The organism is Actinomadura sp. 21ATH (assembly GCF_041951345.1).
GTDB lineage: Bacteria > Actinomycetota > Actinomycetes > Streptosporangiales > Streptosporangiaceae > Spirillospora.
Genome location: NZ_JBGNUR010000005.1, coordinates 133393 through 148476 on the forward strand (window position 1 = coordinate 133393; position 15084 = coordinate 148476).

The following is a 15084-nucleotide window of genomic DNA, read 5'->3' on the forward strand; positions in this document are numbered from 1 at the left end:
CGCGGCTATTTGGAGGCTCAGCGGGTGTTCAGTCGTATCGCCATCGTCAATCGTGGAGAGGCTGCGATGCGGCTCATCCATGCCGTCCGGGACCTTTCGGCGGAGACCGGGGCGCGGATCGAGACGGTCGCCCTCTACACCGACGCCGATCGCAACGCGACCTTCGTCCGGGAAGCGGACGTCGCCTACCCGCTGGGCCCGGCGTCGGCGCGCCCGTACCTCGACCTGGCCGTTCTGGAGCGGGCGCTGGTGGAGACCGGCGCCGACGCCGCGTGGGTCGGCTGGGGGTTCGTCGCCGAGGACCCGGCGTTCGCCGAGCTGTGCGAGCGGGTGGGCGTCACGTTCGTCGGGCCGAGCGCGGAGGCGATGCGCAAGCTGGGCGACAAGATCGGCGCGAAGCTGATCGCGGAGGAGGTCGGCGTCCCGGTGGCGCCGTGGAGCCGCGGCGAGGTCGCCACCCTGGAGGACGCCCTGCGCGCCGGGGAGGCGATCGGCTACCCGCTGATGCTCAAGGCGACCGCGGGCGGCGGCGGCCGCGGCATCCGCAAGGTCGGCTCGCAGGAGGAGCTGGCCGAGGCGTACGAGCGCACCAGCCAGGAGGCGCTGCGGGCGTTCGGCTCCGGGGTGGTCTTCCTGGAGCGGCTGGTCACCGGCGCCCGGCACGTCGAGGTCCAGGTGATCTCCGACGGGGAGACGGCGTGGGCGCTGGGCGTGCGGGACTGCTCCGTGCAGCGCCGCAACCAGAAGATCATCGAGGAGTCGGCGTCGCCGGTGCTGGCCGCCGAGCAGGCGGCCGAGCTGAAGGCGGCGGCCGAGCGGCTCGCCGTGGCCGTCGGCTACCGCGGCGCCTGCACCGTCGAGTTCCTCTACCACCCGGGCGAGCGGCTGTTCGCGTTCCTGGAGGTCAACACCCGCCTCCAGGTCGAGCACCCGATCACCGAGATCACCACCGGCACCGACCTGGTACGGCTCCAGCTGCACGTGGCGGGCGGCGGGAAGCTGGAGGGGCCGCAGCCGGGCGAGTCCGGCCACGCCGTCGAGGCGCGGCTGAACGCCGAGGACCCCGACCGCGACTTCGCGCCCGCCCCGGGCCGCATCGCGCGGCTGGTGCTGCCCGCCGGGCCCGGCATCCGGGTGGACACCGGCGTCAGCGAGGGCGACACGATCCCCGCCGACTTCGACTCGATGATCGCCAAGATCATCGCGTTCGGCCGCGACCGCGAGCACGCGCTGGGCCGGCTGCGCCGCGCGATGGCCGGCACCACGGTGATCATCGAGGGCGGCGCGACCAACAAGAGCTTCGTCCTCGACCTGCTCGACCAGCCCGAGGTGATCGACGGCACCGCCGACACCGGCTGGATCGACCGGGTGCGCGGCGAGGGCCGCCTGATCAGCCACCGGCACTCCGCGATCGCCCTGGCGGCGGCCGCGATCGAGGCGTACCAGGACGAGGAGGAGGTGTCCCGCGGGCGGCTGCTGTCGACCGCGCGCGGCGGCCGCCCGCAGGTGCAGCACGACGCGGGCCGCCCGCTGGACCTCAAGCTCCGCGGCGTCGGCTACCGGGTGAGCGTGGCCCGGGTCGGGCACCGGCGGTTCCGCGTCGGCGTCTCCGGCGGCGGCGACCCCCACCCGGCGGACGTCGAGATCGAGCGGTACGACGCGCACAGCGGCCAGATCGTCGTCAACGGCCGCCGGTTCCGGCTGGTGTCGGCCACCCACGGCCCGATCCACCTGGTCGAGGTGGACGGCGTCACGCACCGGATCAGCCGGGACGAGGGCGGCGTCGTCCGCTCCCCCGCCCCCGCGCTGGTGGTCGCGACGCCGCTGGCGGTGGGCGACGAGGTCGAGTCGGGCGCGCCCATCCTGGTGCTGGAGAGCATGAAGATGGAGACGGTGCTGCGCGCGCCGTTCCGCGCCCGCGTCCGCGAGTGCCCGGTGGCGGTGGGCGCCCAGGTCGAGACGGGCGCGCCGCTGATGCGGCTGGAGCCGCTGGCCGACGAGGGCGCCGAGGAGGCCGGGCAGGCCGCCGAGACCGTCGAGATCGAGCTGCCCGCCGAGCCCGCCGCGACCGCGGCCGACCGCGCCGCGCGCGGCCTCCAGGACCTGCGCGGCCTGCTGCTCGGCTTCGACGCCGACCCGCACGACCGCGACCGCGTGCTGTCGGGCTATCTGGCCGCGCGCGCCGAGCTGGGCGGGCACCCCCTCGAAGGCGAGCTGGACCTGCTGACGGTGTTCGCCGACCTGTCCGAGCTGAGCCGCAACAAGCCGCGCGGCGAGCCGGACGCCGAGCCGGGCAGCCCGGTGCACAGCCCGCGCGAGTTCTTCCACAGCTACCTGCGCAGCCTGGACGCCGAGCGGGCCGGCCTCACCGAGGGCTTCCAGGCCAAGCTCGGCGAGGTGCTCGCCCACTACGGCGTCACGGATCTGGACCGCACCCCGGAGCTGGAGGCCGCGGTCTTCCGGATCTTCCTGGCCCAGCAGCGGATCGGCACCGGCGTCGCGCTGGTGTCGGAGCTGCTGCGCCGGTGGCTGGCCGGCCCGCCGCCGGCGGAGTCGCTCGGCGAGCGCGCCGGGACCGTCCTGGAGCACCTGGTCGAGGCGGCCCAGGTGCGCTTCCCCGCGGTGGCCGACCTGGCCCGCGGCGTGGTGTTCCGCTGGTTCACCCAGCCGCTGATGCGCCGCGAGCGCGCCAAGGTGTACGCCGCCGTCCGCGACGACCTGCGCTACCTGGACGGCGACCCGGACGCGCCGGACCGCGCCGCGCGGATCCAGGCGATGGTGGCCAGCTCCGAGCCGCTCGTCCGGCTGATCGGCCAGCGGATCGGCCGGCCCGGCCGGGACCACGCGCCGCTGCTGGAGGTGCTGACCCGCCGCTACTACGGCAACCGGTGGCTGGACGGGATCACCGCGCGGGACGTCGCGGGCTGCCGCTTCGTGACCGCGGAGCACACCGGCGCTGGCGAGGTGACGCGGCTGGTCACCACCGCCGTCGACATCGCCGCCCTGCCGGACGCCCTCGGCGCCGTCGGCACCCTCGCCGCCGAGGCCGGGGACGCGGCCGGCGTGGTCGCCGACCTGTACGTGACGTGGGAGGACCAGCCGAACGCCGACGCGATGGCGGAACGGCTCGGGCGCCTCCTCGCCGAGCGGCCGCGGCCCGCGGGCCTCCGCCGGATCACCGCCACCGTCACCGGCACGGGCGGCGCCGTGATGCACCACCACTTCACGTTCCGGCCGGACGGCGGTGGCCTCGCCGAGGACCGGCTGATCCGCGGCCTGCACCCGCAGATCGCGCAGCGGCTCCAGTTGCAGCGGTGGCGCGAGTTCGACCTCACCCGGCTGCCGTCCGCGGACGAGGAGATCTACCTGTTCCGGGCCGTCGCGAAGAGCAACCCGGCCGACGAGCGGCTCATCGCGCTGGGCCAGGTCCGCGACCTGACGCCGCTGCGCGACGCCGACGGCCGGCTGATCGCGCTGCCGGTGGCGGAGGACGTGTTCACCGCCTGCCTGGACTCGATCCGCAACATCCAGGCGCAGCGGCCGCAGAACAAGAGGTTCGACACCAACCGGATCCTCATGTACGTCTGGCCGCCGACGGAGCTGACCGCCGACGAGCTGAAGGCGCTGGTCCAGCGGCTGCTGCCCACCATCGGCGGCGCCGGTCTCGAGGAGGTCCAGTTCGTGGCCCGCCGCCGCACCCCGGCCGGCGCGCTGACCGAGATCGCCGTGCGGATCACCCAGGAGCCGGGGCACGGGCCGCGCCTGCACGTCGCCGGGCCGTCCACCGAACCGGTGCGGCCGCTGGACGACTACCGCCAGAAGGTGCTGCGCGCGGCGCGGCGCGGGAACGTGTACCCGTACGAGCTGACCGCGCTGCTCGCCGGCCCGGACGGCACGTTCACCGAGCACGACCTCGACGCGCGGGGCGCGCTCGTCCCGGTGGACCGGCCGAAGGGCCGCAACACGGCGGCGATCGTCGCGGGCGTCGTCACGACGCCGACCGAGCGGCACCCTGAGGGCGTCACCCGCGTGGTGCTGCTCGGCGACCCGACCAAGGCCCTGGGCGCGCTGTCGGAGCCGGAGTGCTCGCGGGTGATCGCGGCGCTGGACCTGGCCGAGCGGATGCGGGTGCCGCTGGAGTGGTTCGCGCTGTCGGCGGGCGCCCGGATCTCGATGGACTCGGGCACCGAGAACATGGACTGGGTCGCGGCCGCGCTCAAGCGGATCGTGACGTTCACCCAGGCCGGCGGCGAGATCAACGTGGTGGTCGCCGGCATCAACGTCGGCGCCCAGCCGTACTGGAACGCCGAGGCGACGATGCTCATGCACACCAAGGGCGTCCTGGTGATGACGCCGGACTCGGCGATGGTGCTCACCGGCAAGCAGTCGCTGGACTTCTCCGGCGGCGTGTCGGCCGAGGACAACTTCGGCATCGGCGGCTACGACCGCGTGATGGGGCCGAACGGGCAGGCGCAGTACTGGGCGCCCGACCTGCCGGCCGCCCGGGACGTGCTGATGGCGCACTACGACCACACGTACGTGGTGCCGGGTGAGGAGGGGCCGCGGAAGGCCGGCACGGCCGACCCGTTCGACCGCGACGTCTCCGCGTTCCCGCACGCGCTGGCCGGCAGCGACTTCGCCACCGTCGGCGAGATCTTCTCGGCCGAGCACAACCCGGACCGCAAGAAGCCGTTCGACATCCGGACGGTGATGCGCGCCCTGTCCGACCAGGACCACCCGGTGCTGGAGCGCTGGGCGGACATGGCCGACGCCGAGACGTCCGCCGTGCAGGACGTCCACATCGGCGGCCGGCCGGTCTGCCTGGTCGGCATCGAGTCGCGGTCGGTGCCGCGGCGCGGGTTCCCGCCCACCGACGGCCCGGACACCTACACCGCGGGCACGCTGTTCCCGCGGTCGTCGAAGAAGACCGCGCGGGCGATCAACGCGGCGTCCGGGAACCGGCCGCTGGTCGTCCTGGCGAACCTGTCCGGCTTCGACGGGTCGCCGGAGTCGATGCGCAAGCTCCAGCTGGAGTACGGCGCGGAGATCGGCCGGGCGATCGTCAACTTCGACGGCCCGATCGTGTTCTGCGTGATCTCCCGCTACCACGGCGGCGCGTTCGTGGTGTTCTCCAAGGCGCTCAACCCGAACATGACCGTGCTGGCGCTGGAGGGCTCGTTCGCCTCGGTGCTCGGCGGCGCTCCCGCGGCGGCCGTGGTCTTCTCGGGCGAGGTGAACAACCGCACCGCGACCGATCCGCGGGTGACCAAGCTCCAGGCGCAGGTCGCGGAGACGACCGGCGCGGAGCGGGCCGCGCTGAACGCCCGGCTCGCCGAGGTCCAGTCGGCGGTGCGGGCGGAGAAGCTCGGCGAGGTCGCCGCCGAGTTCGACCGGGTGCACAGCATCCGGCGCGCGGTCGAGGTCGGCTCGGTGGACGCGATCATCAGCGCCGCCGAGCTGCGCCCCCGCGTCATCGAGGCCATCGAGCGCGGCCTGAACCGCTGATCAGGGCCGTGGCGGGGCGCCCGGCACGGCGGGTCAGGCGGGGTCCTCGTTCCGCCGGGCCAGGACCCCCAGGGCCGCGTAGCCGCCGGTGATCGCCACCAGTCCCGCCACCGACCCGCGGGGGACGTCCCCGCGGACCAGGTGGACGGCCCCGGCCGCGGTGTCGCAGACGTCCACCACCAGGCACAGCCGGCGCCAGCGCCGCCGCGCCGCCGGGTCGCTCAGCAGGTAGCCGAGGCCGAGGGCCAGCGCCCGGCTGCCGAAGACGCGGATCATGTACCTGAGCTCGGGGGTGTCCCGGTCGCCCAGGCCCGCCAGCTTCACGTTGAGGCCGGGCGCGGCCAGCGCCAGCGCCCCCCAGGCGACCCGGCCGCCCGCCATCGCTTCCATCGCACGCTCCATGCCGCCGACCCTCTCAACCCGCCCCACCCGTTATCGATTACCCCAGGGGTAATGCCCCTGCCCCCTGGAAGGTCAGGCCGCCGGGAGGAGGGAGCGGGCGGGCGGGAAAGGAGGGGTCAGCGGGCCTGGTTGAAGCGGAGCATGTTGCCGGCGGGGTCGCGGAAGGCGCAGTCGCGGACGCCGTACGGCTGGTCCATCGGCTCCTGGAGGACCTCGCCGCCCGCGGCGCGGATCCGCTCGAACGTGGCGTCGCAGTCGTCGGTGCTGAAGATGACGGCGCGCAGCAGGCCCTTGGCCAGCAGCTCCGCCATGGCCTCCCGGTCGGCGGGCGAGGCGTTCGGGTCCGCGAGGGGCGGTTCGAGGACGATGTCCACGCCGGGCTGCGCCGGCGAGCCGACGGTCACCCAGCGCATCCCCTCGAAGCCGACGTCGTTGCGGACCTCCAGGCCGAGGACGTCCCGGTAGAAGGGGAGCGCCTTGTCGTGGTCGTCGACGGCGATGAAGCACGTGGAAAGCCTGATCTCCATGCCCCCACGCTACGTGCGGGGCGGCGGCCCGGCTTCTCCGTTCCGGACAGGACGCGTATAGATCTTGGCAATGCAGGCCGGGATGCCGGCGCCCTCGTCATGGGAGCGGGCCCGGTACGCGCTGGGGCTCTCGCCGACCAGCTCGGTGAACCGGCTGCTGAACGACCCCAGCGACGTGCAGCCGACCGCGAAGCACACCTCCGTCACCGACAGGTCGCCGCGCCGCAGCAGCGCCTTGGCCCGCTCGATCCGGCGGGTCATCAGGTAGCTGTACGGGGTCTCCCCGAAGGCGGCGCGGAAGCTGCGGGAGAAGTGGCCCGGCGACATGAGGGCGACCGCCGCCAGCGCGGGGACGTCGAGCGGCTCGGCGTAGTCGCGGTCCATCGTGTCGCGGGCCCGGCGCAGCCGGACCAGGTCCTCCAGCATCACGGTCCCATTTTCCCACAATGCCGCAGGTCACCTTCCTCGGAACGGCGCCGGCCGGTGTCAGCGCCGCGCGGCGGCCACGACGGCGGCCAGCGCCGCCGCCCCGGCGAGGGCCTGCGCGGCCAGGTACGCGCCGGCCGCCGAGGGCGGGGCGTTCAGGGCGGCCAGCGCGGGGGCGCAGCCCAGCACGGCGATGTCGGCGCCGGTGAGGGCCCACAGCAGCGGGCCCGTGGGCAGGGCGCCGCCGGGCGTGTCGATGACCGGCATCGAGTGGTCGACCGGCCGCCGCCGCGCCATCCGCAGCGCCCCGGCGGCCAGCGCGGGCGCCGCCGCCGGGCCCAGCGCCCACCCCGCCGCGCCGGGCAGCGCGTCCACCGCGGCCAGCCCGGCCAGGGCGAGCGCGAGCCAGGCGCCGCCGAGGAGCGCGGGAAGCGCCGCGCGGGCGGCGAGCACCCTGCGGGGGGACGCGCCCAGCAGCCGGGCGAGGGCGGGGTCCCCGGCGTCCCTGCGGGCGCCGGCCGTACCGGCGGAGGCGGCGAGCAGGGCTCCGGCGGCCGCCGCGGCGGCGGCGACGGCCCCGAGTCCGGCCTGGGCGGCCAGGGCGGGCAGCGCGGCCAGGGCGAGCACGGCGAGGACCCGGCCGGGGCGGCGGCGCAGCCGCCGCCAGTCCAGCCGGGCGATGGCCGCCGCGCCGCCCGTCCGGCGGGGCCACGGGCGGGAGCGTACGGTCCGGCCCCGCCAGTGGGCGTCCTCGGCGATCCAGGTCAGGGCGCCGGGCTCCATGACGACCGACGCGGCGACGACATGGCCGGTACGGGTGGAGGCGTCCAGGAGGGAGCGGGCGGGGACCCGGTCGAGCGCTCCCCACGCGAGCCGCAGCGGCAGCGCGGCGGCGGCCGCGCACGCCGCCGCCAGGGCCGCGCCGAGGGACACCGGCGCGCCGGCCGCGGCGGCGAGCAGGGACCGGCCGGGGCCGTTGCCGAGCACGACCGCGAGCACCGCCGCGGACACCGCCCCGGCGATCATCGCCTGCGCCCACGCGTCCCAGGACGGCGACGCCTGGGCCAGCACGGCCGCCGCCGTCCCGCCCGCCGTGGCGGCGGCGCCCAGCGCCACCGCGACGGCCAGCCGCGCGGCGGTGTGGTCGGGCGCGCCGAAGGCGGCGAGCAGCGCGACGCCCAGGGCGACGCCGCCGGCCAGCGCGAGCACCAGCAGGATCGCCGCGGTGCGGGCCAGCACCCCGCGGCGCGGGAGGGGCGAGAGCACCAGCCAGGCGGCGTCGGCGGCCGGGAGCGCCACGGGCCCGAACATGCGGGCGAGGGCGAGGTACCCCGCGTACGCCAGCGCGGCCAGGGCCAGCCCGGCGCCCGCCCGCGCCGGCTGCGCCTCCCGCGCGATCGACCCGAGCGCCTCGCCGGCGAGCGGCCCGAGCAGCAGCACCAGGACCGCCGCCCCGGCCAGCAGGCTGTACCGGTCCGACCAACTCGCGCGCTTCCGGCCGCGCGCCCGGACGTACGCCCGGACCTCCGCGACGCCGGTCACGCGGCGGCGTCCAGCGTCACCCGGCGGGCGCGGCCGGCCAGGTCCAGGTCATGGGTCGCCATGACCACGGTGCCGCCCTCCGCCGCGTACCCGGCGAGGATGTCCGCCAGCCGGCCGCGGAACGCCGGGTCGAGGCCGCGCTCCGGCTCGTCCAGCAGCAGCACCCGGCTCGGGCGGACCAGCCCCATCGCCAGCGACAGCCGCTGCCGCTGCCCGGTCGACATCGACAGGGGGGCCATGTCGCCGCGTCCCGCCAGGGCGAACAGGTCCAGGGCCGCGCCGGTCCCCATGCGGGGCGAGCCGTGCACGGCGCCCATCAGGTCCAGGTGCTCGCGCACCGACAGCCCCGGGTACCAGGCCGGCTCGTCCGCGACGAGGACGACGTCGCGCCAGAACGCCGGCTCGTCCGCCGGCGGCCGGCCGAGCACGTCCAGCTCCCCCGCCGCCGGCCTCTGCAGGCCCGCGAGGCAGCGCAGCAGGGTCGACTTCCCGGCGCCGTTCACTCCGGTGACGGCGACGACGTCGCCGGGGGCCGCCGCGAGCTCGAACCCGCCCAGCACCCGCACGCCGCCCGGCTCCACCGCCAGCCCCCGGACCGCGATGATCGTTTCGCTCACCCGCCGACCCTACGCGACGGGTCCAGGCGGGCGGCCGTCACTTCGCGGACGCCCGCAGCCAGTCGGCGAACCGGACGCCACCGATCCCGGCGCCGTCGCCCGGGAGCAGCGACCTCTCCCGCAGCCGCGCGCCGAAGTAGCGCGCCTCCGGGTCGGAGACCACCTTGCGCTCGTCGGACCGGGCCTCGAAGAACCGCTCGATCATCTCCTCGAAGGTGAACGACTCCGGGCCGGCCACCTCGGTGATGCCCCGGGTCGGCTCGCCGAGCGCGGCCCGCGTCACCGCGTCGGCGACCTCGTCGGCCGCGATCGGCTGGATCAGCGCGTCCGGCACCCGTACGGTGCCGCCCTCGGTCGCCGAGTCCGCGATGGCGCCGGCGAACTCGAAGAACTGGGTGGCGTGCACGATCGAGTACGGGACCGGGGAGGCCGCGATCAGCTCCTCCTGCGCGACCTTCGCCCGGAAGTAGCCGCTGTCGGGCAGCCGCGAGGTGCCCACGACCGACAGCGCGACATGGTGCCGGACGCCCGCCTCGGCCTCGGCCGCCAGCACGTTGCGGCTGGACGTGGTGAAGAACTCCATCACGGCCGCGGCCTCGAACGACGGCGAGTTCGACACGTCCACCACCACCTCGGCGCCCTTCAGCACCTCGGCGAGCCCCTCCCCCGTGAGGGTGTTGACCCCGGTCCGCGGGGTGGCCACCACGGCCTCGTGCCCCTGGCCGGTGAGCCTCGCGACGACCTTGCCGCCGATGAGCCCGCTGCCGCCGATGACCACGATCTTCATTGCGCGTACCTCCGTGCCGCCTGTGCGGGGCACCGTCCCGTGACGGCGCCTCCACCGGCTATGACAAGGCGGCCCCCGCGTCTGTGACAGGCCCGCTCTCCGGAGCCGGGCGGCACGGGCCGGCCGCCGCCCTGTCACAGAACGGGGGACCGCCCTGTCGTCCTGGAAGGCGAAGACACGGCGACGGGAGCGGGGCAGTGGCGGCACAGACCACCGGAAGCGGGATCCGGGCGCGGATGCGCGCGCGCCCGATCGACGAGCCGCACCGCGGCGCGAGCCCCCTGGAGCTGCTGTTCGACCTGACCTTCGTGGTCGCGGTCGCGGCCGTCACCGCCCGCTTCGCGCACGACATCGCCGACGCCCACGCCATGTCCGGGCTGGTCGCGTTCCTCCAGGTCTTCTTCGCGATCTGGTGGGCGTGGATGAACTTCACCTGGTTCGCCTCGTCGTACGACAACGACGACGTCGGCTACCGGCTGCTGACCATGGTGCAGATGGCCGGCGTCCTGGTGCTGGCCGCCGGCGTGCCCGCCGCGGCCGAGGACGGCGACTACCGCGGCGTCACGTTCGGCTACCTCCTCATGCGGGTCGGGCTGGTCTCCCAGTGGATCCGCGCCGGCATCGAGGACCCGGCGCGGCGCCGCACCGCGTTCCGCTACGCCGCCGGCTTCACCCTCCTCCAGGCGGGGTGGCTGCTCCGCCTCCTGCTGGCCGGGACCGGCAACCTGCCCGCCGCGGCCGAGGTGCCCGCCTTCGTCGTCCTGTCCGTCCTGGAACTGGCGGTGCCGCTGTGGGCGGAACGGACCGCGCGCACCACCTGGCACCCCCACCACATCGCCGAGCGGTACGGCCTGTTCACGATCATCCTGCTCGGCGAGAGCGTCCTCGCCGCGTCCCGGGGCGTCGCGGGCGCGCTCGAGACGTCCGCCGTCGACGGCCCGTTCGTCCTCGTCGCGGGGTCCGGCCTCGTGCTGCTGTTCGCGCTGTGGTGGCTCTACTTCCTGGCGCCGGCCGGGCAGGGCCTGCGCGACCGGCGCCACCGCTCGTACCTGTGGGGGTACGGCCACTACGGCATCTTCGCGGCCCTCGCGGCCGTCGGCGCGGGCCTGGAGGTCGCGGTCGAGCAGACCGGGCACGACCTCGCCGCGTCGCCCCTCGCGATCTGCTACGCCGTGGCGGTGCCGGCGGCGGCGTTCATCGTCCTGCTCTGGCTGGTCCACGCCCCCATCGCGGCGCAGCCCGCCGCGCACCCCGCCGCCGTTCCGGGGTGCGCCGCCGCCGTCCTGCTGCTGCCGCTCGCGGAGCCGCTGATCGGGATCGCCGGGGTGGTCGCGGCGCTCGCCGCCGGCTGCGTCCTGCTGATCGTCCTCGTGCTCACCCCGGCGCGCGGACCGGCGGTTTAGGATCATTTCGGGGGAGGTGGGCGCCCATGGCGGAGTGGGAGCTGTTCGAGCAGGTCGGCGAGGTGGTCAGGGGATCGGCGCCGGCCGCTCTGGGGCCGCTGCACCTGCGGGTGCGCCGGAACGGGGTGAAGGCGTGGTTCGGCGACGCCGAGCCGCAGCGCGAGCACTACGAGGCCCAGGTCATCGGCGCGGACATCGTCCCCGCCGCCCGTACCCGGGCGCTGGAGATCGGCTTCCACGCCGAGCACCGCGCCGAGAGCGACAACGACGCGGTGCTCGCGCGGCTGGGCGCCGCCGAGCCGCGCTGGCGCCCGGAACTCGGCGCGGACGCGGTCGCCGGCCCGTTCATCGGGCCCGCGCCCTGGCGGCGGATCTCCGAGGTGTGGCTCGACCCCGATCTGGACGGCGGCGACGTCGCGTTCGAGATCGGCGTGCGCATGGTCGACTACATGCGCGCCCTCGAACCGCACCGCGCGCCCGCCGGCGGCTCCTGACGCGCCGTCAGGGCCGCTGCCCGGCGGGCTCCCCGTCCAGGCGAGCCAGCGTCCTGGACGCGAACGTGCGGACGTAGTGGTCGGTGTCCTCCAGGGCGCGGCCGAGGTGCGGGCGCAGCGCGTCCCGCTCGTCCGGCGCCAGCCCCCGCTCCTCCGCCAGCAGCAGGAAGGCGAGCGCCGCGCCCTGGCGGACGCCCGCGTCGGCGTCGTCCAGCCGCCGCAGCCGCCCGGCGAAGTCCATCTCCCCGAACCGCTCGGCGAGATGGAGCGCGGTGGAGCGCACCCGCCCGTCGGGGTCCTCCAGCAGCGCCGGGAGCAGCGGGCGCACCTCCGGTACGTGCCACAGCGCGTCGTGGTAGGCGCCGGCGTGCTCCGGATCGGCGGCGAGCATGCCCGCCAGGAGCCCGGCCGTGCGGCGCGCGGCGTCGCGTACCGCGGGGTCGTCCGAGGGCGGCGGGACGGGCACGCCGGGGACGCGGCCGGCCCGCCACCGCTCCAGCCGCTCGATCGGGCCGCCGTCGAACCGGCGGAAGAAGGCGCCGAGCCCGGCGACGGCGCCCAGGCGCACCGGCTCGGCCGGATCGTCGAGCAGCCGCAGCAGCAGCCCGGCCTCCGCCAGGCCGCCCGCGGCGCCCAGCTCGCGGACGGCCGCGGCGCGCAGGCCGGCGGCCGCCGGGCCCGTGGCGAACCGCCGCAGCAGGCCGGCGGCCTCGGCCGTGCCGGCCCCGGCCAGCGCCGCCGCCGCGGCGGGCCCGCACCGCGGGTCGGCCAGCCAGGCGGCCGCCGGCGCCACCGCCGCGGGCACGCGGTGCGCCGCCAGCGCGCGGAGCAGGACGCTCCGCGCCTCCGGGTCGTGCTCCGCCTCGACGGCGGCCAGCAGCGCGTCCGCCACCTCCGGCACGGGCTCCCACAGCCGGCGCCAGGCCGCCTCGTACGCCCCTGAACCGGCGTCCGGGGTGCCCATGCCGGGAACGCCTGCCTGCGGCCGGGCCAGCAGGTGCAGCGCCCGCCGCCGCACCTCGCCCCCGGCGGTGCGGGCCAGGCCGGCCAGCACGGCGTCGGCCTCGGGCAGCAGCCGCAGCAGCGATCCGGCCGGCGACCAGATCACCGGGTCGGGGTCGGCGAGCAGCGGCACCAGCGCGCCGGCCGGGACGGGCGCCGCCAGCCGCAGCAGCCGGCCGAGCACGGCCGGCCGGTTGCGGAGGGCGGTGTCCCCGGCCAGCCGGACGAGGGCGGCCGTCACCGCGGGGCCGGTGGCGCCGAGCCGGTCCAGCGCGTTGACCGCGCGCCGCCGCACCTCGGCGTCGGGGTCGCGGCACAGCGCCAGCAGCGGCTCGACCGGTGCCGCGCCGCCCTGCCGGCCGAGTCCCTGGGCGGCCGCCGCGCGCACCCGCGGCGCGGGGTCGGCGGTGAGGGCGGCCAGTTCGGCGGCGTGCCCGGGGACGCGGCCCAGGCCCTTGGCCGCGGCGGCGCGGCGCCCCGGGTCGGGGGAGCCGAGCTCCCGCAGGAAGAACGCGACCTGGTGTCCGGCGATCATGACCACTCCCCCGCAATCGGTCCCCCCGAGAAGACGATCAAGGCGGGCCGCCGGTTGCCATCTCCGGCGGCCGTCCGGGTCAGGCGGGCGCCTTCGCGGGGTCGAGGGCCAGGTCGAGCGCGCGCTCGACGTGGATCCGGGTGGAGTCGAGCACCGGCAGCGGGCTGTCGTCCGGGCCGATGAGCAGGGTGATCTCGGTGCATCCCAGGACGACGGCCTCGGCGCCCCGGTCCGCCAGGCCCGCGATGACGTCGATGTACGCCCGGCGGGAGGCGTCGGTGACGATCCCCTGGGTGAGCTCCCGGTAGATGATGTCGTCCACCGTGGTCCGGCCGGGCTCGTCGGGCACCAGGACGCGCACGCCGTGGCGGCGCATCCGGTCCCGGTAGAAGTCCATCTCCATGGTGAAGCGGGAGCCCAGCAGGCCCACCGTGGTCGTCCCGGCCGCGGCGGCGGCCTCGGCGGTGGCGTCGACGAGGTGGACGAACGGGACGTCGAGCGCCGCCTCGATCGCGCCGGCCACCCGGTGCATGGTGTTGGTGCACAGCAGGACCAGGCCGGCGCCCGCGTCCTGGAGGGTCCTGGCGTGCGCGGCGAGCACCTCGCCGGCCCTGTCCCAGTCGCCGGCGCGCTGGAGCGCCTCGATCGCGGCGAAGTCCTCGGTCAGCAGGATGCTCCGTACCGTGCGATGGCCGCCGAGGCGGCGCCTGCTCCCGGTGTTGAGGAGCCGGTAGTACTCGGCGGACGAATCCCAGGCCATGCCGCCGATCAGGCCGATGGTCGCTGTCATGCCGCCATCGTGCCGCGCCGCGATGCCCCTAGGAAGTCCTGTATTTCTTGGCTCTGACCCAAGACATACTTATACCCATGGACGCTCATCGGCTGCTGGTGTTCCAGCAGGTGGCCAGGGCCGGGTCGATCGCGGGCGCGGCGCGCGCGCTCGGCTGGACCCAGCCCGCCGTCAGCCAGCACCTGCGGCTGCTGGAGCGGCAGGCCGGGACACCGCTCGTCCTGCGGCGCCCGCGCGGCGTCCTGCTCACCGAGGCCGGCACGGCCCTGCTGCGCCACGCCGACGCCATCGCCGCCCGGCTGCAGGCCGCCGCCGACGACCTCGGCGCGCTCGCCGACCTGCGCAGCGGCACCGTCCGGCTGGCCGCCTTCCCCTCCGCCAGCGCCACCATCGTGCCCGCCGCCATGAGCGTCCTGGCCGACCGCCATCCCGGCATCGACGTGCGGCTGCGCGAGGCCGAGCCCGCGGACGCGCTCGCCCTGCTCAGGACGGGCGAGGTGGACGTCGCGGTGGTCTTCGCGCACGCGGGGCAGGCGCCGCCGGACGAGCCGGGGCTGACCGGCGTCCGGCTCGCCGACGACCCGCTGCGGCTGGTGCTGCCCGCCTCCCGCGCGCCCGCCGGCCGGCCCGTCGACCTGCGGTCGCTGGCGGGCGAGAAGTGGATCGCCGGGTGCGAGCACTGCACCGAGAACCTGCGGCGGACGTGCGAGGCGGCCGGGTTCGCGCCGGACGTGCGGCACGGCACCGACGACTACGTCGTCACCCAGGCGCTGATCGCGCGCGGCCTCGGCATGGGGCTGCTGCCCCGGCTCGCGCTGGACGCCTACACCCACCCGGAGGTCGTGGTCGCCGAGGCCGTCCAGGCCCGGCCGCGGACGGTGCACGTCCTCCACCATCCCGAGGCCGCCCAGATCCCCGCCGTACGGCAGGCGCTCCGCGTCCTCGGCGAGCACGCCCGCGGGTAGGGCTCGTCGCCACGGCCCGCGCGATCTTCCCCCGGGAGGCGCTACCTTGACCTGACGCTCGGCGCCCCGGCCGGTCAGGGAGTCGAGGC

The 15084-nt window shown here is 76.3% G+C and carries 12 protein-coding genes; 4 read left to right on the forward strand and 8 right to left on the reverse strand.

The genetic code is table 11. The features are described 5' to 3' along the window. Nucleotides 1-24 precede the first annotated feature (24 nt). Entirely contained in the window at nucleotides 25-5505 is a 5481-nt protein-coding gene (locus tag ACA361_RS17780; protein ID WP_375013110.1) for a biotin carboxylase N-terminal domain-containing protein, read from the forward strand. A gap of 33 nt (nucleotides 5506-5538) precedes the next feature. On the opposite strand, the gene ACA361_RS17785 is transcribed toward ACA361_RS17780, so the two are convergent. The 6 genes from ACA361_RS17785 to ACA361_RS17810 all read right to left on the reverse strand — a co-directional run bounded on the left by ACA361_RS17785 (nucleotide 5539) and on the right by ACA361_RS17810 (nucleotide 9806). After that, a complete protein-coding gene (locus ACA361_RS17785; RefSeq protein ID WP_375013111.1) occupies nucleotides 5539-5895 on the reverse strand; it encodes a hypothetical protein in 357 nt (118 codons plus the stop codon). A 128-nt stretch (nucleotides 5896-6023) separates the two neighbouring features. Further along, entirely contained in the window at nucleotides 6024-6434 is a 411-nt protein-coding gene (locus ACA361_RS17790; RefSeq protein WP_375013112.1) for a VOC family protein, read from the reverse strand. A 9-nt stretch (nucleotides 6435-6443) separates the two neighbouring features. After that, the gene (locus tag ACA361_RS17795; RefSeq protein WP_375013558.1) at nucleotides 6444-6860 is read right to left on the reverse strand and encodes a helix-turn-helix domain-containing protein; all 417 of its coding nucleotides are present in this window, start codon (nucleotides 6858-6860) and stop codon (nucleotides 6444-6446) included. Nucleotides 6861-6920: 60 nt separating this feature from the next. Further along, a complete protein-coding gene (locus ACA361_RS17800) occupies nucleotides 6921-8402 on the reverse strand; it encodes a DUF6297 family protein (RefSeq protein ID WP_375013113.1) in 1482 nt (493 codons plus the stop codon). Then, a complete protein-coding gene (locus ACA361_RS17805; RefSeq protein ID WP_375013114.1) occupies nucleotides 8399-9019 on the reverse strand; it encodes an ATP-binding cassette domain-containing protein in 621 nt (206 codons plus the stop codon). The genes ACA361_RS17800 and ACA361_RS17805 overlap by 4 nt, the downstream gene beginning before the upstream one ends. Nucleotides 9020-9056: 37 nt before the next feature. After that, complete coding sequence (locus ACA361_RS17810) at nucleotides 9057-9806, reverse strand: SDR family oxidoreductase (protein WP_375013115.1); 750 nt, start codon at nucleotides 9804-9806, stop codon at nucleotides 9057-9059. A gap of 197 nt (nucleotides 9807-10003) precedes the next feature. On the opposite strand from ACA361_RS17810, the gene ACA361_RS17815 reads away from it, so the two are divergent. After that, nucleotides 10004-11209: a low temperature requirement protein A gene (locus ACA361_RS17815; protein ID WP_375013116.1), complete on the forward strand. Its 1206-nt coding sequence runs from the start codon at nucleotides 10004-10006 to the stop codon at nucleotides 11207-11209. A gap of 26 nt (nucleotides 11210-11235) precedes the next feature. Further along, complete coding sequence (locus ACA361_RS17820; RefSeq protein WP_375013117.1) at nucleotides 11236-11703, forward strand: hypothetical protein; 468 nt, start codon at nucleotides 11236-11238, stop codon at nucleotides 11701-11703. 7 nt (nucleotides 11704-11710) lie between these two features. On the opposite strand, the gene ACA361_RS17825 is transcribed toward ACA361_RS17820, so the two are convergent. After that, nucleotides 11711-13240 (reverse strand): HEAT repeat domain-containing protein, encoded by a 1530-nt coding sequence (locus ACA361_RS17825; protein WP_375013118.1) that lies wholly within the window; start codon nucleotides 13238-13240, stop codon nucleotides 11711-11713. A 79-nt stretch (nucleotides 13241-13319) separates the two neighbouring features. Continuing rightward, complete coding sequence (locus ACA361_RS17830; protein ID WP_375013119.1) at nucleotides 13320-14030, reverse strand: aspartate/glutamate racemase family protein; 711 nt, start codon at nucleotides 14028-14030, stop codon at nucleotides 13320-13322. A 77-nt stretch (nucleotides 14031-14107) separates the two neighbouring features. Here ACA361_RS17830 and ACA361_RS17835 point away from each other — a divergent pair, with 77 nt between their 5' ends. Next, nucleotides 14108-14995, forward strand: coding sequence for a LysR substrate-binding domain-containing protein (locus tag ACA361_RS17835; RefSeq protein WP_375013120.1), 888 nt, complete (start codon nucleotides 14108-14110; stop codon nucleotides 14993-14995). Nucleotides 14996-15084 lie beyond the last annotated feature (89 nt).